The sequence below is a fragment of the Pseudomonas sp. PKS genome, assembly GCF_051913525.1.
In the GTDB taxonomy this organism is placed as follows: Bacteria; Pseudomonadota; Gammaproteobacteria; order Pseudomonadales; family Pseudomonadaceae; genus Aquipseudomonas; species Aquipseudomonas guariconensis_D.
The window spans coordinates 78,902-94,441 of the sequence record NZ_JBEGDO010000021.1 but is presented as its reverse complement, the minus strand read 5'-3'; the positions used below and the strand labels follow the sequence as shown (position 1 = coordinate 94,441).

Below are 15,540 nucleotides of genomic sequence, written 5' to 3'. Positions count from 1 at the left end.
TTCGCGGGTGAGCCTGCTCCCACAGCGCTTGTGCGTTTTCTGGGGGAGTGGGTTTACCTGTGAAGAGGCCGACCCGGCCCTATAAAAACCAGGGCGATGGTGTGCACCACCCGCTCTGGCTCGCTTCTTGCCAGACCAATCACCAAGGGCCGGAACGCTTCTGGCCACCAAGAAAAACAACAGGTGAACACTATGCCAAGCGATCACTCCGGCAGCGCGCCGGCGAGCTCTTCGGTCGACTTCGAGAAAGTCGACGCGGATTATTTCCAGCACCGACAACTGAAAAAAGGCGCCGCCGGCTGGGTCCTGCTGGTGGGCCTGGGCGTGGCGTATGTCATCTCCGGTGACTATGCCGGCTGGAACTTCGGCCTGGCCCAAGGCGGCTGGGGTGGCATGTTCCTCGCCACCTTGCTGATGGCCACCATGTACCTGTGCATGTGCTTTTCCCTGGCCGAGCTGTCCTCGATGATCCCCACCGCCGGTGGCGGCTACGGTTTCGCGCGCAGTGCCTTCGGGCCTTGGGGCGGGTTCCTGACGGGCACGGCGATCCTGATCGAATACGCCATCGCGCCCGCGGCCATCGCTACCTTCATCGGCGCCTACTGCCAGTCACTGTTCGGCATCGGTGGCTGGATGGTCTACCTGGCCTTCTACATCATCTTCATCGGCATCCATATCTTCGGTGTCGGTGAAGCGCTCAAGCTGATGTTCATCATCACCGCCGTCGCCGCGATCGCCCTGGCGGTCTTTCTGGTGGCCATGGTGCCCCATTTCGAGGCATCCAACCTGTTCGACATCGCCCAGACCGATGCGGTCGGGGCCAGCAGCTTCCTGCCCTTTGGCTACGTCGGCATCTGGGCGGCGATCCCCTACGCCATCTGGTTCTTCCTCGCGGTCGAAGGCGTGCCCCTGGCGGCCGAAGAGACCAAGAACCCTCGCCGTGACCTGCCACGCGGCCTGATCGGCGCCATGCTGGTGCTGGTCGCCTTCGCCCTGCTGATCCTGGTGATCGGCCCAGGCGGCGCCGGTTCCGAAGCCTTGAAGGCTTCCGGCAACCCGCTGGTCGAGGCATTGGCCAAGGCCTATGGTGGTTCCACCTGGATGGGCAGCTTCGTCAACCTGGTGGGCCTGGCCGGCCTGATCGCCAGCTTCTTCTCGATCATCTACGCCTATTCGCGGCAGATCTTCGCGTTGTCGCGCGCCGGCTACCTGCCGCGCAAGCTCTCGGAAACCAACAAGAGCAAGGCGCCGGTACTGGCGCTGGTGATCCCCGGCATCATCGGCTTTGGTCTTTCGTTGACCGGCCAGGGCGACCTGCTGATCCTGGTCGCCGTGTTCGGCGCCACGCTCTCCTATGTGTTGATGATGGCCGCGCACATCACCTTGCGCATCCGCCGCCCCAAGATGGAGCGTCCCTACCGTACCCCAGGTGGAATCTTCACCTCGGGCGTGGCCCTGGTGCTGGCCTGCGTGGCCGTGGTCGCCGGTTTCCTGGTGGATCCACGCGTGGTGATTGGCGCTGCCGTGATCTATGGGGTATTAATTGCCTACTTTGCTTTCTACAGCCGTCACCACCTCGTGGCGGGGACGCCGGAAGAGGAATTCGCTGCGATCCAGAAGGCCGAAGAGGCCCTGCACTGATCGCCGACTTACGCCGCGGGCCGACCCGCGGCGCTCTGGAGATTCTGTATGGCAAGTTTCGTACACACGGTAGGCAACCAGATCTACCGCTTCGACAGTCTCAAGGACGTCTTGGCCAAGGCCAGCCCGGCCCGCTCTGGCGACTACCTGGCAGGCGTCGCGGCCAGCAACGATGGCGAACGTGTCGCCGCGCAGATGGCTTTGGCCGACATCCCGCTGACGCACTTTCTCAACGAGGCATTGATCCCCTACGAGGCGGACGAAGTCACCCGGCTGATCATCGACACCCATGACAAGCAAGCCTTTGTCCCGGTCAGCCACCTGACCGTCGGCGGATTTCGCGACTGGCTGCTCAGCGAGGCTGCCGACGAACAGAGCCTGCGCGCCCTCGCCCCTGGCCTGACCCCGGAAATGGCCGCGGCGGTGTCGAAGATCATGCGTGTCCAGGACTTGGTGCTGGTCGCGCAGAAGATCCGCGTGGTAACGAAGTTTCGCGGCACCATGGGCCTGCGCGGACGCCTTTCGACCCGCCTGCAACCCAACCACCCGACCGACGAACCGGCCGGTATCGCGGCGAGCATCCTCGACGGCCTGTTGTATGGCAATGGCGATGCCATGATCGGCATCAACCCGGCCACCGACAGCATCGCCTCGATCTGCACCCTGTTGGAAATGCTCGATGCCATCATTCAGCGCTATCAGATCCCGACCCAATCCTGCGTGCTGACCCACGTCACCACGTCGATCGAAGCGATCAACCGTGGCGTGCCGCTGGACCTGGTGTTCCAGTCCATTGCCGGCACCGAGGCGGCCAACGCCGGTTTCGGCATCAACCTCAACGTACTCAAGGAAGGCTACGAGGCAGGCCTGTCGCTCAAGCGCGGTACCGTGGGGCAGAACCTGATGTACTTCGAGACCGGCCAAGGCAGCGCGCTGTCGGCCAACGCCCACCATGGCGTGGACCAGCAAACCTGCGAAACCCGCGCCTACGCCGTGGCGCGTCATTTCAACCCGTTCCTGGTCAACACCGTGGTCGGTTTCATCGGCCCGGAGTACCTGTACAACGGCAAGCAGATCATCCGCGCAGGCCTGGAAGATCATTTCTGCGGCAAGCTCTTGGGCGTGCCCATGGGCTGCGACATCTGCTACACCAACCATGCCGAAGCCGACCAGGACGACATGGATACGCTGCTGACCTTGCTGGGCGTGGCCGGGATCAACTTCATCATGGGCATCCCCGGCTCCGACGACATCATGCTCAACTACCAGACCACCTCCTTCCATGACGCGCTCTATGCGCGCCAGACCCTGGGCCTCAAACCTGGGCCTGAGTTCGAGGCCTGGCTGGAACGCACCGGAATCTTCACCCAGGCCGATGGCCGGGTACGCTTCGGTGACCAACTGCCGCCGGCCTTCCGCCAGGCACTGGCGCAGCTTGCATAGGGATGACCATGGACCGACAGACACCCACCCCCGAAAACCCCTGGCTGGCCCTGCGCAACCTGACCCCGGCCCGCATCGCCCTCGGCCGCACCGGCACCAGCCTGCCGACCGGCGCTCAGCTGGACTTCCAGTTCGCCCATGCCCAGGCCCGCGATGCCGTGCACCTGCCCTTCGACCATGCAGGCCTGCGCGAGCAACTCGACGCCCGTGGGCGCGAAAGCCTGCTGGTGCACAGCGCTGCCAGCGACCGCCACCAGTACCTGCAGCGCCCCGACCTGGGCCGGCGCCTGGACGAGGCGTCCGCCCAGCGTCTGCGTGAACACGCCCAGACCAACCCGGGCGGCGTCGACCTTGCGATCGTGGTCGCCGACGGCCTGTCGGCCCTGGCCGTGCATCGCCATACCCTGCCCTTCCTGAGCCGCTTCGAAGAGCAGGCCGCAGCCGACGACTGGCGCTGCGCCCCCGTCGTGCTGGTGGAACAGGGCCGTGTGGCGGTGGCCGACGAAGTCGGTGAACTGCTCGGCGCGCGCATGACGGTCATGCTGATTGGCGAACGCCCGGGCCTGAGCTCACCCGACAGTCTGGGCCTGTATTTCACCTACGCGCCCAAGGTCGGCCTCACCGATGCCTACCGCAACTGCATCTCCAACGTCCGCCTGGAAGGCCTGAGCTACGGCATGGCGGCCCACCGTCTGCTGTACTTGATGCGCGAGGCCTGTCGGCGCCAGCTCTCCGGAGTGAACCTCAAAGACGAAGCCGAGGTGCACAGCATCGAGAACGAAGCGGCTTCAGGCAAAAACGGAAACTTCCTGCTGGGAGAGCGGTAAAAAACATGTAATGGAAGGCGGATTGCGCTTCTAGTCTGCTTTGGGCAGCATGCGATTGAAGCTGCTGGCAATCCGCCGTATCCCCAAATGGACACTGAGGGCCGCACATGCGCATCATCAAGGCAACCCTGGAACACCTCGACCTGCTGACCCCATTGTTCGTGAAGTACCGCGAGTTCTATGGGCAGCTGCCGTACCCGGACAGTTCGCGCAGTTTTCTGGAAAAGCGCCTCAAGCGGGGCGAATCGGTGATCTACCTGGCCCTGCCGGATGACGAAGAGGGTCGCCTGCTTGGCTTCTGCCAGCTGTACCCGAGCTTTTCCTCCCTGTCGCTCAAGCGCGTGTGGATCCTCAACGACATCTACGTAGCCGAAGATTCCCGGCGCATGCTGGTAGCCGATCATCTGATGCGTGAAGCCAAGAAGATGGCCAAGGACACCAACGCCGTGCGCATGCGGGTCTCCACCAGCAGCGACAATGACGTGGCACGCAAGACCTACGAATCGATCGGCTTTCGCAAGGACACCGAGTTCGAAAACTACATTTTGCCGATCACCCAGGACTGACCACCGCCTCTCACTGCGGGAACAGGTTTACCCGCGAAGCCGGTGCCAGGCACCGCGTCGCTTGCTTCGCGGGTAAACCCGCTCCCACAGGGCAGTGCTATGCCTTCGGTCTCGGTGGCAGGCCGCCCGACATCCGCCGCTACAAACTCCACAGGCACATTCTCACCATCGCCGTATAATGCCCTTCCTGTCATGTGTGAAAATTTACCCACCCGCAGGTAAAAAAGCCTACGCCCTTGGCACAGTCCGTCATCGTGCGCCCGTAGCTGCGGGTCAAGAACACAGGTGTTGTACATGGAATTCAACCCGCTGGACCTTATCCTGCATCTCGATGCTTACCTCGATCTGCTGGTCACCAACTACGGTCCCTGGATCTACGCCATTCTCTTTGCAGTGATTTTCTGCGAGACCGGCCTGGTGGTGATGCCCTTCCTGCCGGGCGATTCCTTGCTGTTCATCGCTGGCGCCGTCGCTGCAGGCGGTGGCATGGATCCGGTATTGCTGGCCGGCCTGCTGATGGCCGCGGCGATCCTGGGCGACAGCACCAACTACGTCATCGGCCGGACCACGGGCGAGCGATTGTTCCGCAATCCCAACTCGAAAATCTTCCGCCGCGACTACCTGCAGCGTACCCATGACTTCTACGAGCGCCATGGCGGCAAGACCGTGACCATGGCGCGTTTCCTGCCGATCCTGCGGACCTTCGCGCCGTTCGTCGCTGGCATCGCACACATGCACTACCCGCGGTTTTTGGCCTTCAGCATCACAGGATCGCTGCTGTGGGTCGGCGGCCTGGTGACCCTGGGCTACTTCTTCGGCAACGTCCCGTTCATCAAGCAGCACCTGTCACTGATGGTCGTCGGCATCATCATCCTGTCGCTGGTGCCGATGATCCTGGGTCTGCTGCGTGGCCGCCTGGGCCGCACGGCGAAGGCCCACTGACCGGTCATGTGGTCGCTGCGCGCCTGGCGTCGCCGACGTACCCTGGCTCGATACCCCGTCGATCCGCAGCTGTGGCAGGTGATTCGCGAGCGCCTGCCCATGCTCGACGGCATCAGTGACGAAGAAGACCGCACCCTGCGCGAAGCCTGTGTGCTGTTTCTGCGCGACAAGCACCTGACCGCCTTGCCCGGCGTGCAGCTGGACGACGAACAGCGCCTGTTCCTGGCCGCCCAGGCCCAACTGCCACTGCTGCATCTAGGCGAGTTGAACTGGTACCAGGGCTTCCACGAAATCATCCTGTACCCCGACGACTTCCTCAGCCCCCAGCGCCACCGCGACGCCAGCGGTGTCGAGCACACCTGGGACGCCGAGCACAGCGGCGAGGCCTGGCAACAAGGGCCGGTGATCCTGGCCTGGCCCGGGGTGCTGGCCAGCGGCGGCTGGGAAGCCTACAACCTGGTGATCCATGAACTGGCCCACAAGCTCGACATGCTCAATGGCGATGCCAATGGCCTGCCGCCGCTGCACAACAGCATGCGCGTGGAAGACTGGGCCAGCGCCATGCAGCAGGCCTACGACGACATGAACCGGCAACTGGACGCCAACCCGGACGCCGAGACCGCCATCGACCCGTACGCTGCCGAAAACCCGGCGGAATTCTTCGCCGTCACCAGCGAGTACTTCTTCAGTGCGCCCGACCTGCTGCACCAGGCTTATCCACAGGTGTACCAGCAACTGGCGCTGTTCTATCGCCAGGACCCGCTCACACGCCTGGACCGGTTGCAGGCCGAGCACCCTCTGTACCGCGAAACCCAGGCCTGACGGGGCCGCACATCCGGCCGGGCGTGGCATGCCCGGTAGGAATGTGCCTATAATCGCCGCCACTTTTTGGTCAAACACGGGGGCACTGCCCAATGAGCTACAGCAAGATTCCGGCGGGCAAAGACCTGCCGAACGACATCTACGTCGCCATCGAGATCCCGGCTAACCACGCGCCGATCAAGTACGAGATCGACAAGGACAGCGACACCCTGTTCGTCGACCGTTTCATGGCCACCCCGATGTTCTACCCAGCCAACTACGGCTACATCCCGAACACCCTGGCCGACGACGGTGATCCGCTGGACGTGCTGGTCGTGACCCCGTACCCGGTCGCTCCAGGTTCGGTCATCCGCGCCCGTCCGGTCGGCGTCCTGCACATGGACGACGAAAGCGGTGGCGATGCCAAGGTCCTGGCCGTGCCACACGACAAGCTGAGCCAGCTGTACGTCGACGTGAAGGAATACACCGACCTGCCAGCCCTGCTGCTGGAACAGATCAAGCACTTCTTCGAGAACTACAAAGATCTGGAGAAAGGCAAGTGGGTCAAGGTCAAGGGCTGGGAAGGCGCTGACGCCGCCCGTGCCGAGATCACCAAGTCCGTTGCCGCCTACAAGGGCTAAGACCGGATTGAAGAAAAGCCCTGCTTCGGCAGGGTTTTTTTTTGCCTGGTTGAAATGCACGGCACCTTAACGCGAAACGGCTTACCTCGCCCTACGCAAAGTCCCGACAATTACATTCATTTCCTACAAAACTCATCAACTTCCGGTTCATTCCCGCTCCCGCGCCGACTCGCTAGACTCGGCCCATGAATACTTCCGGTGACCGTCTCAGAGCTCTCCTCCAGGAGTGCCACCTGACCCCTTCCGACTTTGCCATCCACCGCGGTGTCACACCCCAGCACGTCAACAACTGGTTCAGACGCGGCGTGCCCTTGGCCCGCCTGGACGATATCGCCGAACTGTTCTGCGTACATCGGCGCTGGCTGCGCACGGGCGAAGGGCCCAAGCACGTCAATCCGCTTGCGAACCAGTACCCCTCGCACCTCAACATGGCTCAGCCAGCCAATCACGAAGGGACCTTCACCCGTCTCCCGATCCATGTGCTGCGCAACGGTACTCTCCAGCCCGACGCAGGCAAATACCTATCGTTTTCCGAACAAATGCTGCAGATGCTGGGCGTTGCCCAAGAAGATGCCGCCTGCATCCCGATGCCCATGACCGGCATCACTTCAATCATCCCCACCGACGCCACCCTGGTCATCGACCGGAGCCTGACATGGGTCGTGGATGGCGAGACCTATGTGTTGGTGCACAATGGCCGCTTGAGGGTTCATCGCCTGAGCCGCGATCGCCTGGACAACCTGTACCTACATGGCCACGAGCCCACAGAGCGCTATACCCCCCGGCAGCGCCAGGCCCAGGGCATGCAGATCCTCGGTTGGGTATTCCACTGGTCATGTTTCAGCCTGCGCCGCCCTTACTGAAACACCCGGTGCCACTTTTTGCTGGGCAACCTGCCCCAGCCCTAGTATGCTACGCCGCACATTCAGCCCCGGCCGGCGCAAGCCGCGATCCAGAGGGCCTGGCGACGCCTCACACAGCCGTCCGCCATCTCTTTTCAGGCCTTCATGGCCATCCCGTTTAAGGCGGTTGCGGCTTACCAAAAATTAGCCAAGACCGTCCCCGAGAAGCCGGCCACAAGCCGGCTTTTTAATGCCCTATTTTGCTGAAGCGATCTGACCTTGTCCTCTAGGAGGCAAGAGGATTAAACCAACAGAAAATCAGGCTGTAGACAGGTGTTCTGGGGTTTGGGAAGGTCCTAAAAGCTTCTCTACAAAAAGGGACCGAGGGGTGCTCGAGACCCTACATTTTTCGCCGGACGAGGAATCGCCGCCCCCATCACGGGCTCGGCGCAATCGTCGGCCGAACCCGCGCCTACAAGGCTCAGCCTTTGACGCACACCACCTGGCGTAAGGTGTGAAGCACTTCCACCAGCTCTCGCTGGGCGTGCATCACCGCATCGATGTCCTTGTAGGCCATGGGGATTTCATCGATCACGTCCTTGTCCTTGCGGCACTCCACATGGGCCGTGGCCCGCCGCTGATCCTCGACGGTGAATTGGCTCTTGGCCTTGGTGCGGCTCATCACCCGGCCTGCGCCATGGCTGCAGGAGCAGAACGACTCTTCATTGCCCAGCCCGCGCACGATGAAGCTCTTGGCCCCCATGGATCCGGGGATGATGCCCAACTGGCCCTTTTGCGCCGACACTGCGCCTTTGCGGGTGACCAATACCTCGCGGCCGAAGTGCTGCTCACGCTGCACGTAGTTGTGGTGGCAATTGACCGCCTCGAGATTCGCCTCGAAAGGCTTGCCCAAGACCTGGCGTGTGGTGGCAATCACCGCCCGCATCATCAGCTCGCGGTTGTGCCGTGCGAAGTCCTGGGCCCACTCCACCGCCTCCACGTAGTCGGCAAAGTGTCGGCTGCCTTCTTCGAAGTAGGCAAGGTCCTTGTCGGGCAGGTTCGCCAAGTGCTGGCGCATGTCGGCCTGGGCCAGTTCGATGAACAGGTTGCCGATGGCGTTGCCGACACCGCGCGAGCCACTGTGCAGCATGAACCACACGCGGTCGGCCTCATCCAGGCAAACCTCGATGAAATGGTTACCGCCACCCAGGGTGCCCAGGTGATGGCGATTGTTGGTTTTCTCCAAGCGCGGGTACTTGTCGGTGATCGCCTTGAAGCGCGAGGCCAGCCCGCCCCACGCCTGGTCGGCAGAGGTAGGCACCGCATCCCAGGCCCCCTGGTCACGACGACCGAAAGTCTTGCCATGGGGCACGGCCTTTTCGATGGCGCTACGCAGGCCGTGCAGGTTGTCCGGCAAGTCACGGGCGTGCAGCGAGGTACGCGCGGCGATCATGCCGCAACCGATGTCCACCCCCACCGCAGCCGGGATGATCGCCCCGACGGTGGGGATGACGCTGCCGATGGTCGAGCCCTTGCCCACGTGCACGTCCGGCATCACCGCAAGGTGCTTGAAGATGAACGGCATGCGCGCGGTATTCATCAGTTGTTTGCGGGCGTCGTCCTCCACCGGCACGCCTTCGGTCCACAGCTTGACCGGCTTGCCGCCAGCGACGTCGAGAATGTCCATGATGTACTGCCTCACAAAAGCCCTGGTGGCCATGATACCGCCGAAGGTCGTACACCGCTGGCTTGCCAGCGGGGTGGCACAGTGGGGTATGCTTGCCCGGTCTTCAGGGCGGGGTGAAAGTCCCCACCGGCGGTAAATCGAAAGATGAGCCCGCGAGCGCCCCGGCCATGCCGGGGGTCAGCAGACCTGGTGAGATCCCAGGGCCGACGGTCATAGTCCGGATGAAAGAAGGCGTCAGGCGGGGGCCATCCGGTGCTCCTGCGCGCGCATTTTGTTCGCCCCGAGACGTTCATCGATCATTTACGAGGAGCGTTTCATGTCCACCACGCATCACCCCAAATTCCCCAATGTCACCGCTGCCATCGCCGCCTTCCAGGCCGGGCGTCCTGTGCTGCTGCTCGACGATGACGACCGCGAGGACGAAGCGGACATCATCGCCGCCGCCGAGAACATCTCGCTGCAAACCATGGCCATGATGATCCGCGACTGCAGCGGCATCGTCTGCCTGTGCCTGGATGAAGCCACCGTCGACGCCCTGCAACTGGCGCCGATGGTGCAAAACAACCAGGCGCGCCATGGCACTGGCTTCACCGTCAGCATCGAGGCGGCTGAAGGCGTCAGCACCGGCGTGTCGGCTCAGGACCGCATCACCACCATCGAAGCCGCGCTGCGCTCCACCACCGAGCAGCGCCACATTGTCAGCCCTGGGCATGTATTCCCGCTGCGCGCGCGCAATGGCGGCGTCCTGACCCGTCGTGGCCACACTGAAGGCTCGGTGGACCTGGCACGCCTGGCCGGCCTGCGCCCGGCGGCGGTGCTGTGCGAACTGATGAACCCCGACGGCAGCATGGCCCGGGGCGAGCAGGTGGCGGTCTATGCCCGCCAGTACAACCTGCCGGTGCTGACCATCGAGGAGCTGGCGCGCTATCGCGAGGCGATGGCCGAGCTCGAAGCAGTGCCGGCCTGAGTCGGCGCAACGCACTTGCTCCGCGGCGACTTTTTCGCGGGTAAACCCGCCCCCACAGGATCCTAGGTGCTCTCGATAGCATCGCGGCTTTTGGGGGAGCGGGCTGTCTTCGGCGCTCACAATGACGCCGCTGTCAGCGCAGCTGCAGCGGCCCTTTCAAAAATTGATACAGCCCCGCTGCGCTTTTGCGATACCCCTCGGCAGTCAGGTGCACCAGATCCGGACGCGCCAGCCCACTTGCCTGCCAGCCCGCGATCGAGCACGGCCCACCCATGTATGCCTGCCAGTCCCAGAACAGCGCCTTGTGCTTCTGCGCGGCCTGGCGCTGGATGCGAATCACCGACGCCAACGGCTGCGGCTGGCGCGCCGCACAGGTGCGTGCCTTGCGATGCTTGATCGAGTCGGGCGGGCCTACCAACAGGATCGCCGCACGCGGCAACGCCTGGCGCAGGCCGCTGAGGGTCGCATCCAACTGCGATTGGTAGAGGCTCAGGTCGAGGGTGTCGTCGAAGGCTTCATTGGTGCCGTAGGCGAGGATCACCAAGTCCGGTCGCAGGGTCTTGAGGCTCTCCTGCCAACCGGGTTGCCACTTGCTCACCACCTCCAGCCGCGCACCGTTGATGCCCAGGGATGAATAGGTCACGCCGGTGTTCTTCTGGCCCTGGATGTACCAGCCTCCCAGCATCACGCCCTGGCTTCCTTCCACGCCGAGCTGCACCGGCAAGCCCAAGTTGGTGAACACCGGGCTGAAGCGCCACTGGCCGTTACTGGCCGGCAGCATGCGCCGCTGGCTGCCATTGGCCACCAACGTGCTGTTGCCTGCTGCCTGGTACAACGCCGAGATCCGGTAGCGCTGCGCATCGGGTTCGCGGGCCTGAAGCGTCACGCTGGCGTTTGCCACCGTCGGCCGCGACAGGTACCCGCCCAGGGGAAACTGGCTGCTCTGCTGATTGCGCGCCGACACCAATTCCCACTGTTGCCGCGCACTGGCAATGATCACCCGGTCGTTTCGGATTCCCGGCACGGGCGAAGCCGGCACCAGGCCGATGCCCCCATCGCCATAACGCTGCTGCAACAACCGACGCAGCTCGCCGCTGAACAGGTCGGCGGCGGTATGCGAGTCACCGAACTGGACGATGGAGACGCCCGCTCGATTGGCCCCGCGCAGTTTGTTCGCCAGCAGCGTGACGTTGCCATCCTGACGCGCCGGCTGTGCAGGAATCGTCCTGGCCGCAGGCTGTGCCTGCGCGGCAGCCCCGGCACCGGTGCTGCAGCCAGGCAGGGCGCAGATCAGCAGGGTCAAGCCCAGCAGGTGATGCCATTGGCGCATTTCAATGTCCTGTAACAGTCAGACCAGGGAAGGCGATCAGCGACAGCACCTGTGCTGCGATCATCTTCTGACCGGTGATGGTGAAATGAATGCCGTCGTCGCCCCGCACCTTGACCCGCTGCCCCTCTGGCGTCTGCACTGCATAGGCGAACTGCTCGTCAGGGTAGCCAAGGAACGGGTTGGCCGAGACATAGTGCTGGCCGAACAACGCCGTACGCTCTTGATACAGACCACTGAGGTAAGCCATCGCCGTGGACAGCCGAGGCTGCTCCATGTTCGGCGGGCCAACCCAGATCACCTGGACTTTGCGCTGGCGGGCCTGCTCGAGGATGGCGTCGATCCGCGAGCGGTAGATCGCCTCCCACTCAGGCGACTTGAAACGCAGGAACGGCTTGCCCTTGCCCTGGGGCATGTCCCACGGATCGTTCGGGCCCATGAACACGATCATCAGGCGAATGTTCGGATTGGCAGCCAGGGTGTCGGCCACGGTCTTGGGCCAATTGAAGAACCCCGGGTAGGCCAGGCCGGTGCTCTGCTTGCTGAGGTTGACCGTCCTGATCTGGTAGCGCTTGCGCAGGCTGTTGGCCAGGTGCGGCGCCACACCCTGCATCAGCGAGTCCCCCACCAGGAAGACTTCATCGCCGGTGGCCAGGCTCGCCAGCGTGCCGGAGGGCTTTACGACCGGCAGCGCGGCCTTGGCGGGTGGCGCGTGCACCGCGGGCGCTGGCCGCGCCTTGGCAGGCGGAGCGACCGATTGCAGGTCCACAGTCACCACGGGCATGGTCGGCGGCAGGACGACAGGCGCCGGCGTCGCGGCCACCTGGGTATTGCGCCGCAGGCTGTCGACAAAACTGTCACGTGCGTCTTCCAGTGCCAAGGTGAGGCTTGCACCCAGGCGCCAGGCAGGCGATTGGCCGATGACCGGCAGCTCACAGCCTTGGTGGTATTTCTGCTGGCAATACAGCTTGATCGAATCCTGGTTCAGCCAGCACAGCAACAGCGTGGCAATGACCAGCGCATAAAGTACCCGGGCAGCGCCCAGTTGCGCCTGGAACAACTGTCGGATATCAGAAACTGGCATAGATGAACCCCGGCACGCCCGATTGCGACGCAAAGATCACCAACGACACGAACACCGCCAGCGGCACCGGATACAACGGCCATGGCAGGCGCTGACTGGCGGCAAAGCCCTGGCGCAACATCGCCAGCCATTGTGGATAAGTCGCCACATACAACACGCAGCCAAGCACCGCCAAACCCGTGGAGGACGACAACCCGGCGATGCTCACCTGGGCGACGTCGCCGAGCATTTCCCAGGCGCCCTCGAGCGTCGTGCTGCGGAAGAACACCCAGGCAAATGCCACGTAGTGAAAGGTCAGCAATCGTGCAGCCAGCCCTGCCCCCGGCAGTGTCTTGGCCCCAGGCAGCAGTTGATCGAATAGCTTGTAGACCGCCAGCCCCACGCCATGTAGCGCGCCCCAGAGGATGAAGTTCAGGCTCGCGCCGTGCCAAAGGCCGGACACCAGCATGGCCAGCAACATGTTCAGGTTGCCGCGCCACACGCCCTGGCGATTGCCGCCCAAGGGGATGTAGACATAGTCACGGATGAAGCGCGACAGGCTGATATGCCAACGCCCCCAGAATGCCTTGAGGTTGTGCGCCGCATAGGGCGCATTGAAGTTCTCCGGCAAGCGAAAGCCCAGCAGCAGGGCGATGCCGGTCACCAGGTTGGTGTAGCCGCTGAAGTTGAAGTAGATCAGGAAGCTGTAGCCATACACACTCAGCAACACCTGCTCTGGCGTGAAGCTGCCTGGCGTGTCGAACACCGGATCCACCCACTCGCTGGCCAGCCAGCCGCCGAGCAAGAACACTTTGACGATCGCCAGGGCAATCAGCCCCAACGCACGCTGGGGCTCCAGCACTTGGCGAATCGTCGTCGGACGGATCTGGGGCAGCATGTCCAAGGCACGGTTGACCGGACCGGCCACCAGGCTTGGGAAGAATGCCAGGAACAACGCCAGGTCCAGCGGCGCGGCTGGCGCCAGCTCGCGCCGGTTGATCGAGACCAGGTAGCTCACCGAATGGAAGATGTAGAACGACATGCCAATCGGCACCAGCACTTCCAGCACCGGCAAGGACACGCTCCACCCCGACTGGGCAAGGGCGGCCTGCACGCCTTCGACGAAGAATGCTTGGTACTTGAATAGATAGAAGCAGCCCAGCACCAGCCCCAGCAACAACGCCCGGCAGAACCAGCGCCCCGGGTAACGCGCCGCCAGCAACCCGAGCAGGTACACCAGCACGCTGTAACCCAGCAGGATGTAGAGCGACTGCAGGCTGAAACTCGCCACCAGCCCATAGCTGGCCGCCAGCAGCAACACGTTCTGCAGGCGTATGCTCCAGCACAGGCTCCAATAGACAATGAAGAACAGCGTGAAACAGAGGCCGAATTCGATCGAAAGGAAGCTCACAACGTAATCCGTTACGTGACATCGAGTAGGAGGGATGCCGACAGTTTGTAGGCCGCGGCGCAGAGCGCGCGGGATTATGGCAGAGGGCCAAAACGCTCACAATCCAAGTGCCTCGCTAATTGCAAGCTGCCGCCTCCGACACAAATGCAACAAAATGCGACGAATGATTACCCTCCCCGGTTTGCTCCCCCTGCCCCGCTCTGCTAGTGTCGCGCCGTTCTGAATGCCACCGAGACAGTCGCCATGGCCCGCAAAAAAGCCTCCATCGATTTCGAGCAATCCCTCGCCGACCTGCAAGCCTTGGTTGAGCGCCTGGAGAACGGCGAGCTGTCGCTGGAAGAGTCGCTGGCCGCCTTCGAACAAGGCATTGCCTTGACCCGTGACTGCCAGGGCGCCCTGGCACAGGCCGAACAGAAGGTGCAGATCCTGCTCGAACGCGATGGCGAACTGGCGGCCCAGCCTTTCGATGCGGAGCCCGAAGCATGATCAGCGCCTACCAGGCCAGTTGCCAGGCACGTGTCGATGCCGCGCTCGAACCGCTGTTCCAGGCGCCTTCCAAGGAGCTTGAACGCCTCTACGCCGCCATGCGCTACAGCGTGATGAATGGCGGCAAGCGCGTACGCCCGCTGCTGGCCTACGCCGCCTGCGAGGCCTTCGGGGCCCCGGCCGAGCAGGCCAATGGCGCCGCCTGCGCCGTGGAACTGATCCACGCCTATTCGCTGGTGCATGACGACCTGCCAGCCATGGACGACGACGACCTGCGCCGTGGCCAGCCCACCACTCACAAAGCCTTCGACGAGGCCTGCGCCATTCTTGCCGGCGACGGCCTGCAGAGCCTGGCCTTTAGCGCCCTGCTCGATGCGCGTCTGAGCCCTCAGGACGACGCCACTCGCCTGGCCATGGTCCAGGCCCTGGCCAAGGCTGCAGGGCCTGCGGGCATGGTCGGCGGCCAGGCCATCGACCTGGGCTCGGTGGGCCTTAAGCTCGACCAGCGCGCCCTGGAATACATGCACCGGCACAAGACTGGCGCCCTGATCGAAGCCAGCGTGCGCCTTGGCGCCCTGGCCAGCGCCCGCGCCAGCCAGGTGCAGCTCGAAGCCCTGCAACGTTATGCACAGGCCATTGGCCTGGCCTTCCAGGTACAGGACGACATCCTCGACGTGGAGAGCGACACCGCCACCCTCGGCAAACGCCAGGGGGCCGATATCGCCCGCGACAAACCGACCTACCCGGCCCTGCTCGGCCTGGAAGCGGCCAAGGCCTACGCGCTCGAGCTGCGCGACCAGGCGCTGGCAGCACTCGAAGGCTTCGGTGACAGCGCAGAACCCCTGCGCGCACTGGCCCGCTACATCGTCGAGCGCCGTCACTGAACCCTGACACCT

Annotated in this window: 15 protein-coding genes and 1 riboswitch; of the genes, 11 read left to right on the top strand and 4 right to left on the bottom strand. The window is 63.5% G+C overall.

What is annotated here, in order from left to right:
- Nucleotides 1–192: 192 nt before the first annotated feature.
- From eat to ABOA88_RS19195, 8 genes are all read left to right on the top strand, one after another.
- Nucleotides 193–1,641, top strand: a complete 1,449-nt coding sequence (eat, locus tag ABOA88_RS19230; protein ID WP_367851978.1) for an ethanolamine permease — start codon at nt 193–195, stop codon at nt 1,639–1,641.
- A gap of 48 nt (nt 1,642–1,689) precedes the next feature.
- Nucleotides 1,690–3,084: an ethanolamine ammonia-lyase subunit EutB gene (locus ABOA88_RS19225; protein ID WP_367851977.1), complete on the top strand. Its 1,395-nt coding sequence runs from the start codon at nt 1,690–1,692 to the stop codon at nt 3,082–3,084.
- Nucleotides 3,085–3,092: 8 nt separating this feature from the next.
- The gene (gene eutC, locus ABOA88_RS19220) at nt 3,093–3,911 is read left to right on the top strand and encodes an ethanolamine ammonia-lyase subunit EutC (RefSeq protein WP_367851976.1); all 819 of its coding nucleotides are present in this window, start codon (nt 3,093–3,095) and stop codon (nt 3,909–3,911) included.
- A gap of 107 nt (nt 3,912–4,018) precedes the next feature.
- The gene (locus ABOA88_RS19215) at nt 4,019–4,477 is read left to right on the top strand and encodes a GNAT family N-acetyltransferase (RefSeq protein ID WP_043210178.1); all 459 of its coding nucleotides are present in this window, start codon (nt 4,019–4,021) and stop codon (nt 4,475–4,477) included.
- 294 nt (nt 4,478–4,771) lie between these two features.
- The gene (locus ABOA88_RS19210; protein ID WP_196170860.1) at nt 4,772–5,419 is read left to right on the top strand and encodes a DedA family protein; all 648 of its coding nucleotides are present in this window, start codon (nt 4,772–4,774) and stop codon (nt 5,417–5,419) included.
- Nucleotides 5,420–5,425: 6 nt separating this feature from the next.
- Entirely contained in the window at nt 5,426–6,241 is an 816-nt protein-coding gene (locus tag ABOA88_RS19205; RefSeq protein ID WP_367851975.1) for a zinc-dependent peptidase, read from the top strand.
- Between the two features lie 92 nt (nt 6,242–6,333).
- Nucleotides 6,334–6,861 carry an inorganic diphosphatase gene (ppa, locus tag ABOA88_RS19200; protein WP_043210184.1) on the top strand — a complete coding sequence of 176 codons (528 nt, stop codon included), beginning with the start codon at nt 6,334–6,336 and terminating at the stop codon, nt 6,859–6,861.
- 185 nt (nt 6,862–7,046) lie between these two features.
- The gene (locus ABOA88_RS19195) at nt 7,047–7,724 is read left to right on the top strand and encodes an XRE family transcriptional regulator (protein WP_196170858.1); all 678 of its coding nucleotides are present in this window, start codon (nt 7,047–7,049) and stop codon (nt 7,722–7,724) included.
- A gap of 460 nt (nt 7,725–8,184) precedes the next feature.
- On the opposite strand, the gene ABOA88_RS19190 is transcribed toward ABOA88_RS19195, so the two are convergent.
- Nucleotides 8,185–9,390, bottom strand: a complete 1,206-nt coding sequence (locus ABOA88_RS19190; RefSeq protein WP_367851974.1) for an RtcB family protein — start codon at nt 9,388–9,390, stop codon at nt 8,185–8,187.
- Nucleotides 9,391–9,485: 95 nt separating this feature from the next.
- Nucleotides 9,486–9,627, top strand: a riboswitch (FMN riboswitch).
- Nucleotides 9,628–9,706: 79 nt separating this feature from the next.
- Between ABOA88_RS19190 and ribB the strand changes: the two genes are divergently transcribed.
- Entirely contained in the window at nt 9,707–10,357 is a 651-nt protein-coding gene (ribB, locus tag ABOA88_RS19185) for a 3,4-dihydroxy-2-butanone-4-phosphate synthase (RefSeq protein WP_367851973.1), read from the top strand.
- Between the two features lie 133 nt (nt 10,358–10,490).
- Here the strand turns inward: ribB and ABOA88_RS19180 are convergent, their stop codons facing one another.
- From ABOA88_RS19180 to ABOA88_RS19170, 3 genes are read right to left on the bottom strand one after another with little or no spacing between them, the layout of a single operon-like run.
- Entirely contained in the window at nt 10,491–11,687 is a 1,197-nt protein-coding gene (locus ABOA88_RS19180) for an SGNH/GDSL hydrolase family protein (RefSeq protein WP_367851972.1), read from the bottom strand.
- A 1-nt stretch (nt 11,688) separates the two neighbouring features.
- Entirely contained in the window at nt 11,689–12,768 is a 1,080-nt protein-coding gene (locus tag ABOA88_RS19175) for an SGNH/GDSL hydrolase family protein (RefSeq protein WP_196170854.1), read from the bottom strand.
- On the bottom strand, nt 12,755–14,158 hold the full coding sequence (locus tag ABOA88_RS19170) for an MBOAT family O-acyltransferase (protein WP_196170853.1): 1,404 nt from the start codon (nt 14,156–14,158) through the stop codon (nt 12,755–12,757). Before ABOA88_RS19170 ends, ABOA88_RS19175 begins: the two co-directional genes overlap by 14 nt.
- A gap of 243 nt (nt 14,159–14,401) precedes the next feature.
- On the opposite strand from ABOA88_RS19170, the gene ABOA88_RS19165 reads away from it, so the two are divergent.
- Nucleotides 14,402–14,644: an exodeoxyribonuclease VII small subunit gene (locus tag ABOA88_RS19165; RefSeq protein ID WP_011531978.1), complete on the top strand. Its 243-nt coding sequence runs from the start codon at nt 14,402–14,404 to the stop codon at nt 14,642–14,644.
- Nucleotides 14,641–15,528, top strand: coding sequence for a (2E,6E)-farnesyl diphosphate synthase (gene ispA / locus ABOA88_RS19160; protein WP_196170852.1), 888 nt, complete (start codon nt 14,641–14,643; stop codon nt 15,526–15,528). Before ABOA88_RS19165 ends, ispA begins: the two co-directional genes overlap by 4 nt.
- Nucleotides 15,529–15,540 lie beyond the last annotated feature (12 nt).

Bases quoted from the DNA above. Each gene is read 5' to 3' on its own strand.
- ABOA88_RS19215 (WP_043210178.1), top strand. From the start codon at position 4,019: ATGCGCATCATCAAGGCAACCCTGGAACACCTCGACCTGCTGACCCCA.
- ABOA88_RS19175 (WP_196170854.1), bottom strand. From the start codon at position 12,768: ATGCCAGTTTCTGATATCCGACAGTTGTTCCAGGCGCAACTGGGCGCT.
- ABOA88_RS19195 (WP_196170858.1), top strand. From the start codon at position 7,047: ATGAATACTTCCGGTGACCGTCTCAGAGCTCTCCTCCAGGAGTGCCAC.
- ABOA88_RS19205 (WP_367851975.1), top strand. From the start codon at position 5,426: ATGTGGTCGCTGCGCGCCTGGCGTCGCCGACGTACCCTGGCTCGATAC.
- ispA (WP_196170852.1), top strand. From the start codon at position 14,641: ATGATCAGCGCCTACCAGGCCAGTTGCCAGGCACGTGTCGATGCCGCG.
- ribB (WP_367851973.1), top strand. From the start codon at position 9,707: ATGTCCACCACGCATCACCCCAAATTCCCCAATGTCACCGCTGCCATC.
- ABOA88_RS19210 (WP_196170860.1), top strand. From the start codon at position 4,772: ATGGAATTCAACCCGCTGGACCTTATCCTGCATCTCGATGCTTACCTC.
- ABOA88_RS19190 (WP_367851974.1), bottom strand. From the start codon at position 9,390: ATGGACATTCTCGACGTCGCTGGCGGCAAGCCGGTCAAGCTGTGGACC.
- eutC (WP_367851976.1), top strand. From the start codon at position 3,093: ATGGACCGACAGACACCCACCCCCGAAAACCCCTGGCTGGCCCTGCGC.
- ABOA88_RS19165 (WP_011531978.1), top strand. From the start codon at position 14,402: ATGGCCCGCAAAAAAGCCTCCATCGATTTCGAGCAATCCCTCGCCGAC.
- ppa (WP_043210184.1), top strand. From the start codon at position 6,334: ATGAGCTACAGCAAGATTCCGGCGGGCAAAGACCTGCCGAACGACATC.
- eat (WP_367851978.1), top strand. From the start codon at position 193: ATGCCAAGCGATCACTCCGGCAGCGCGCCGGCGAGCTCTTCGGTCGAC.
- ABOA88_RS19225 (WP_367851977.1), top strand. From the start codon at position 1,690: ATGGCAAGTTTCGTACACACGGTAGGCAACCAGATCTACCGCTTCGAC.
- ABOA88_RS19180 (WP_367851972.1), bottom strand. From the start codon at position 11,687: ATGCGCCAATGGCATCACCTGCTGGGCTTGACCCTGCTGATCTGCGCC.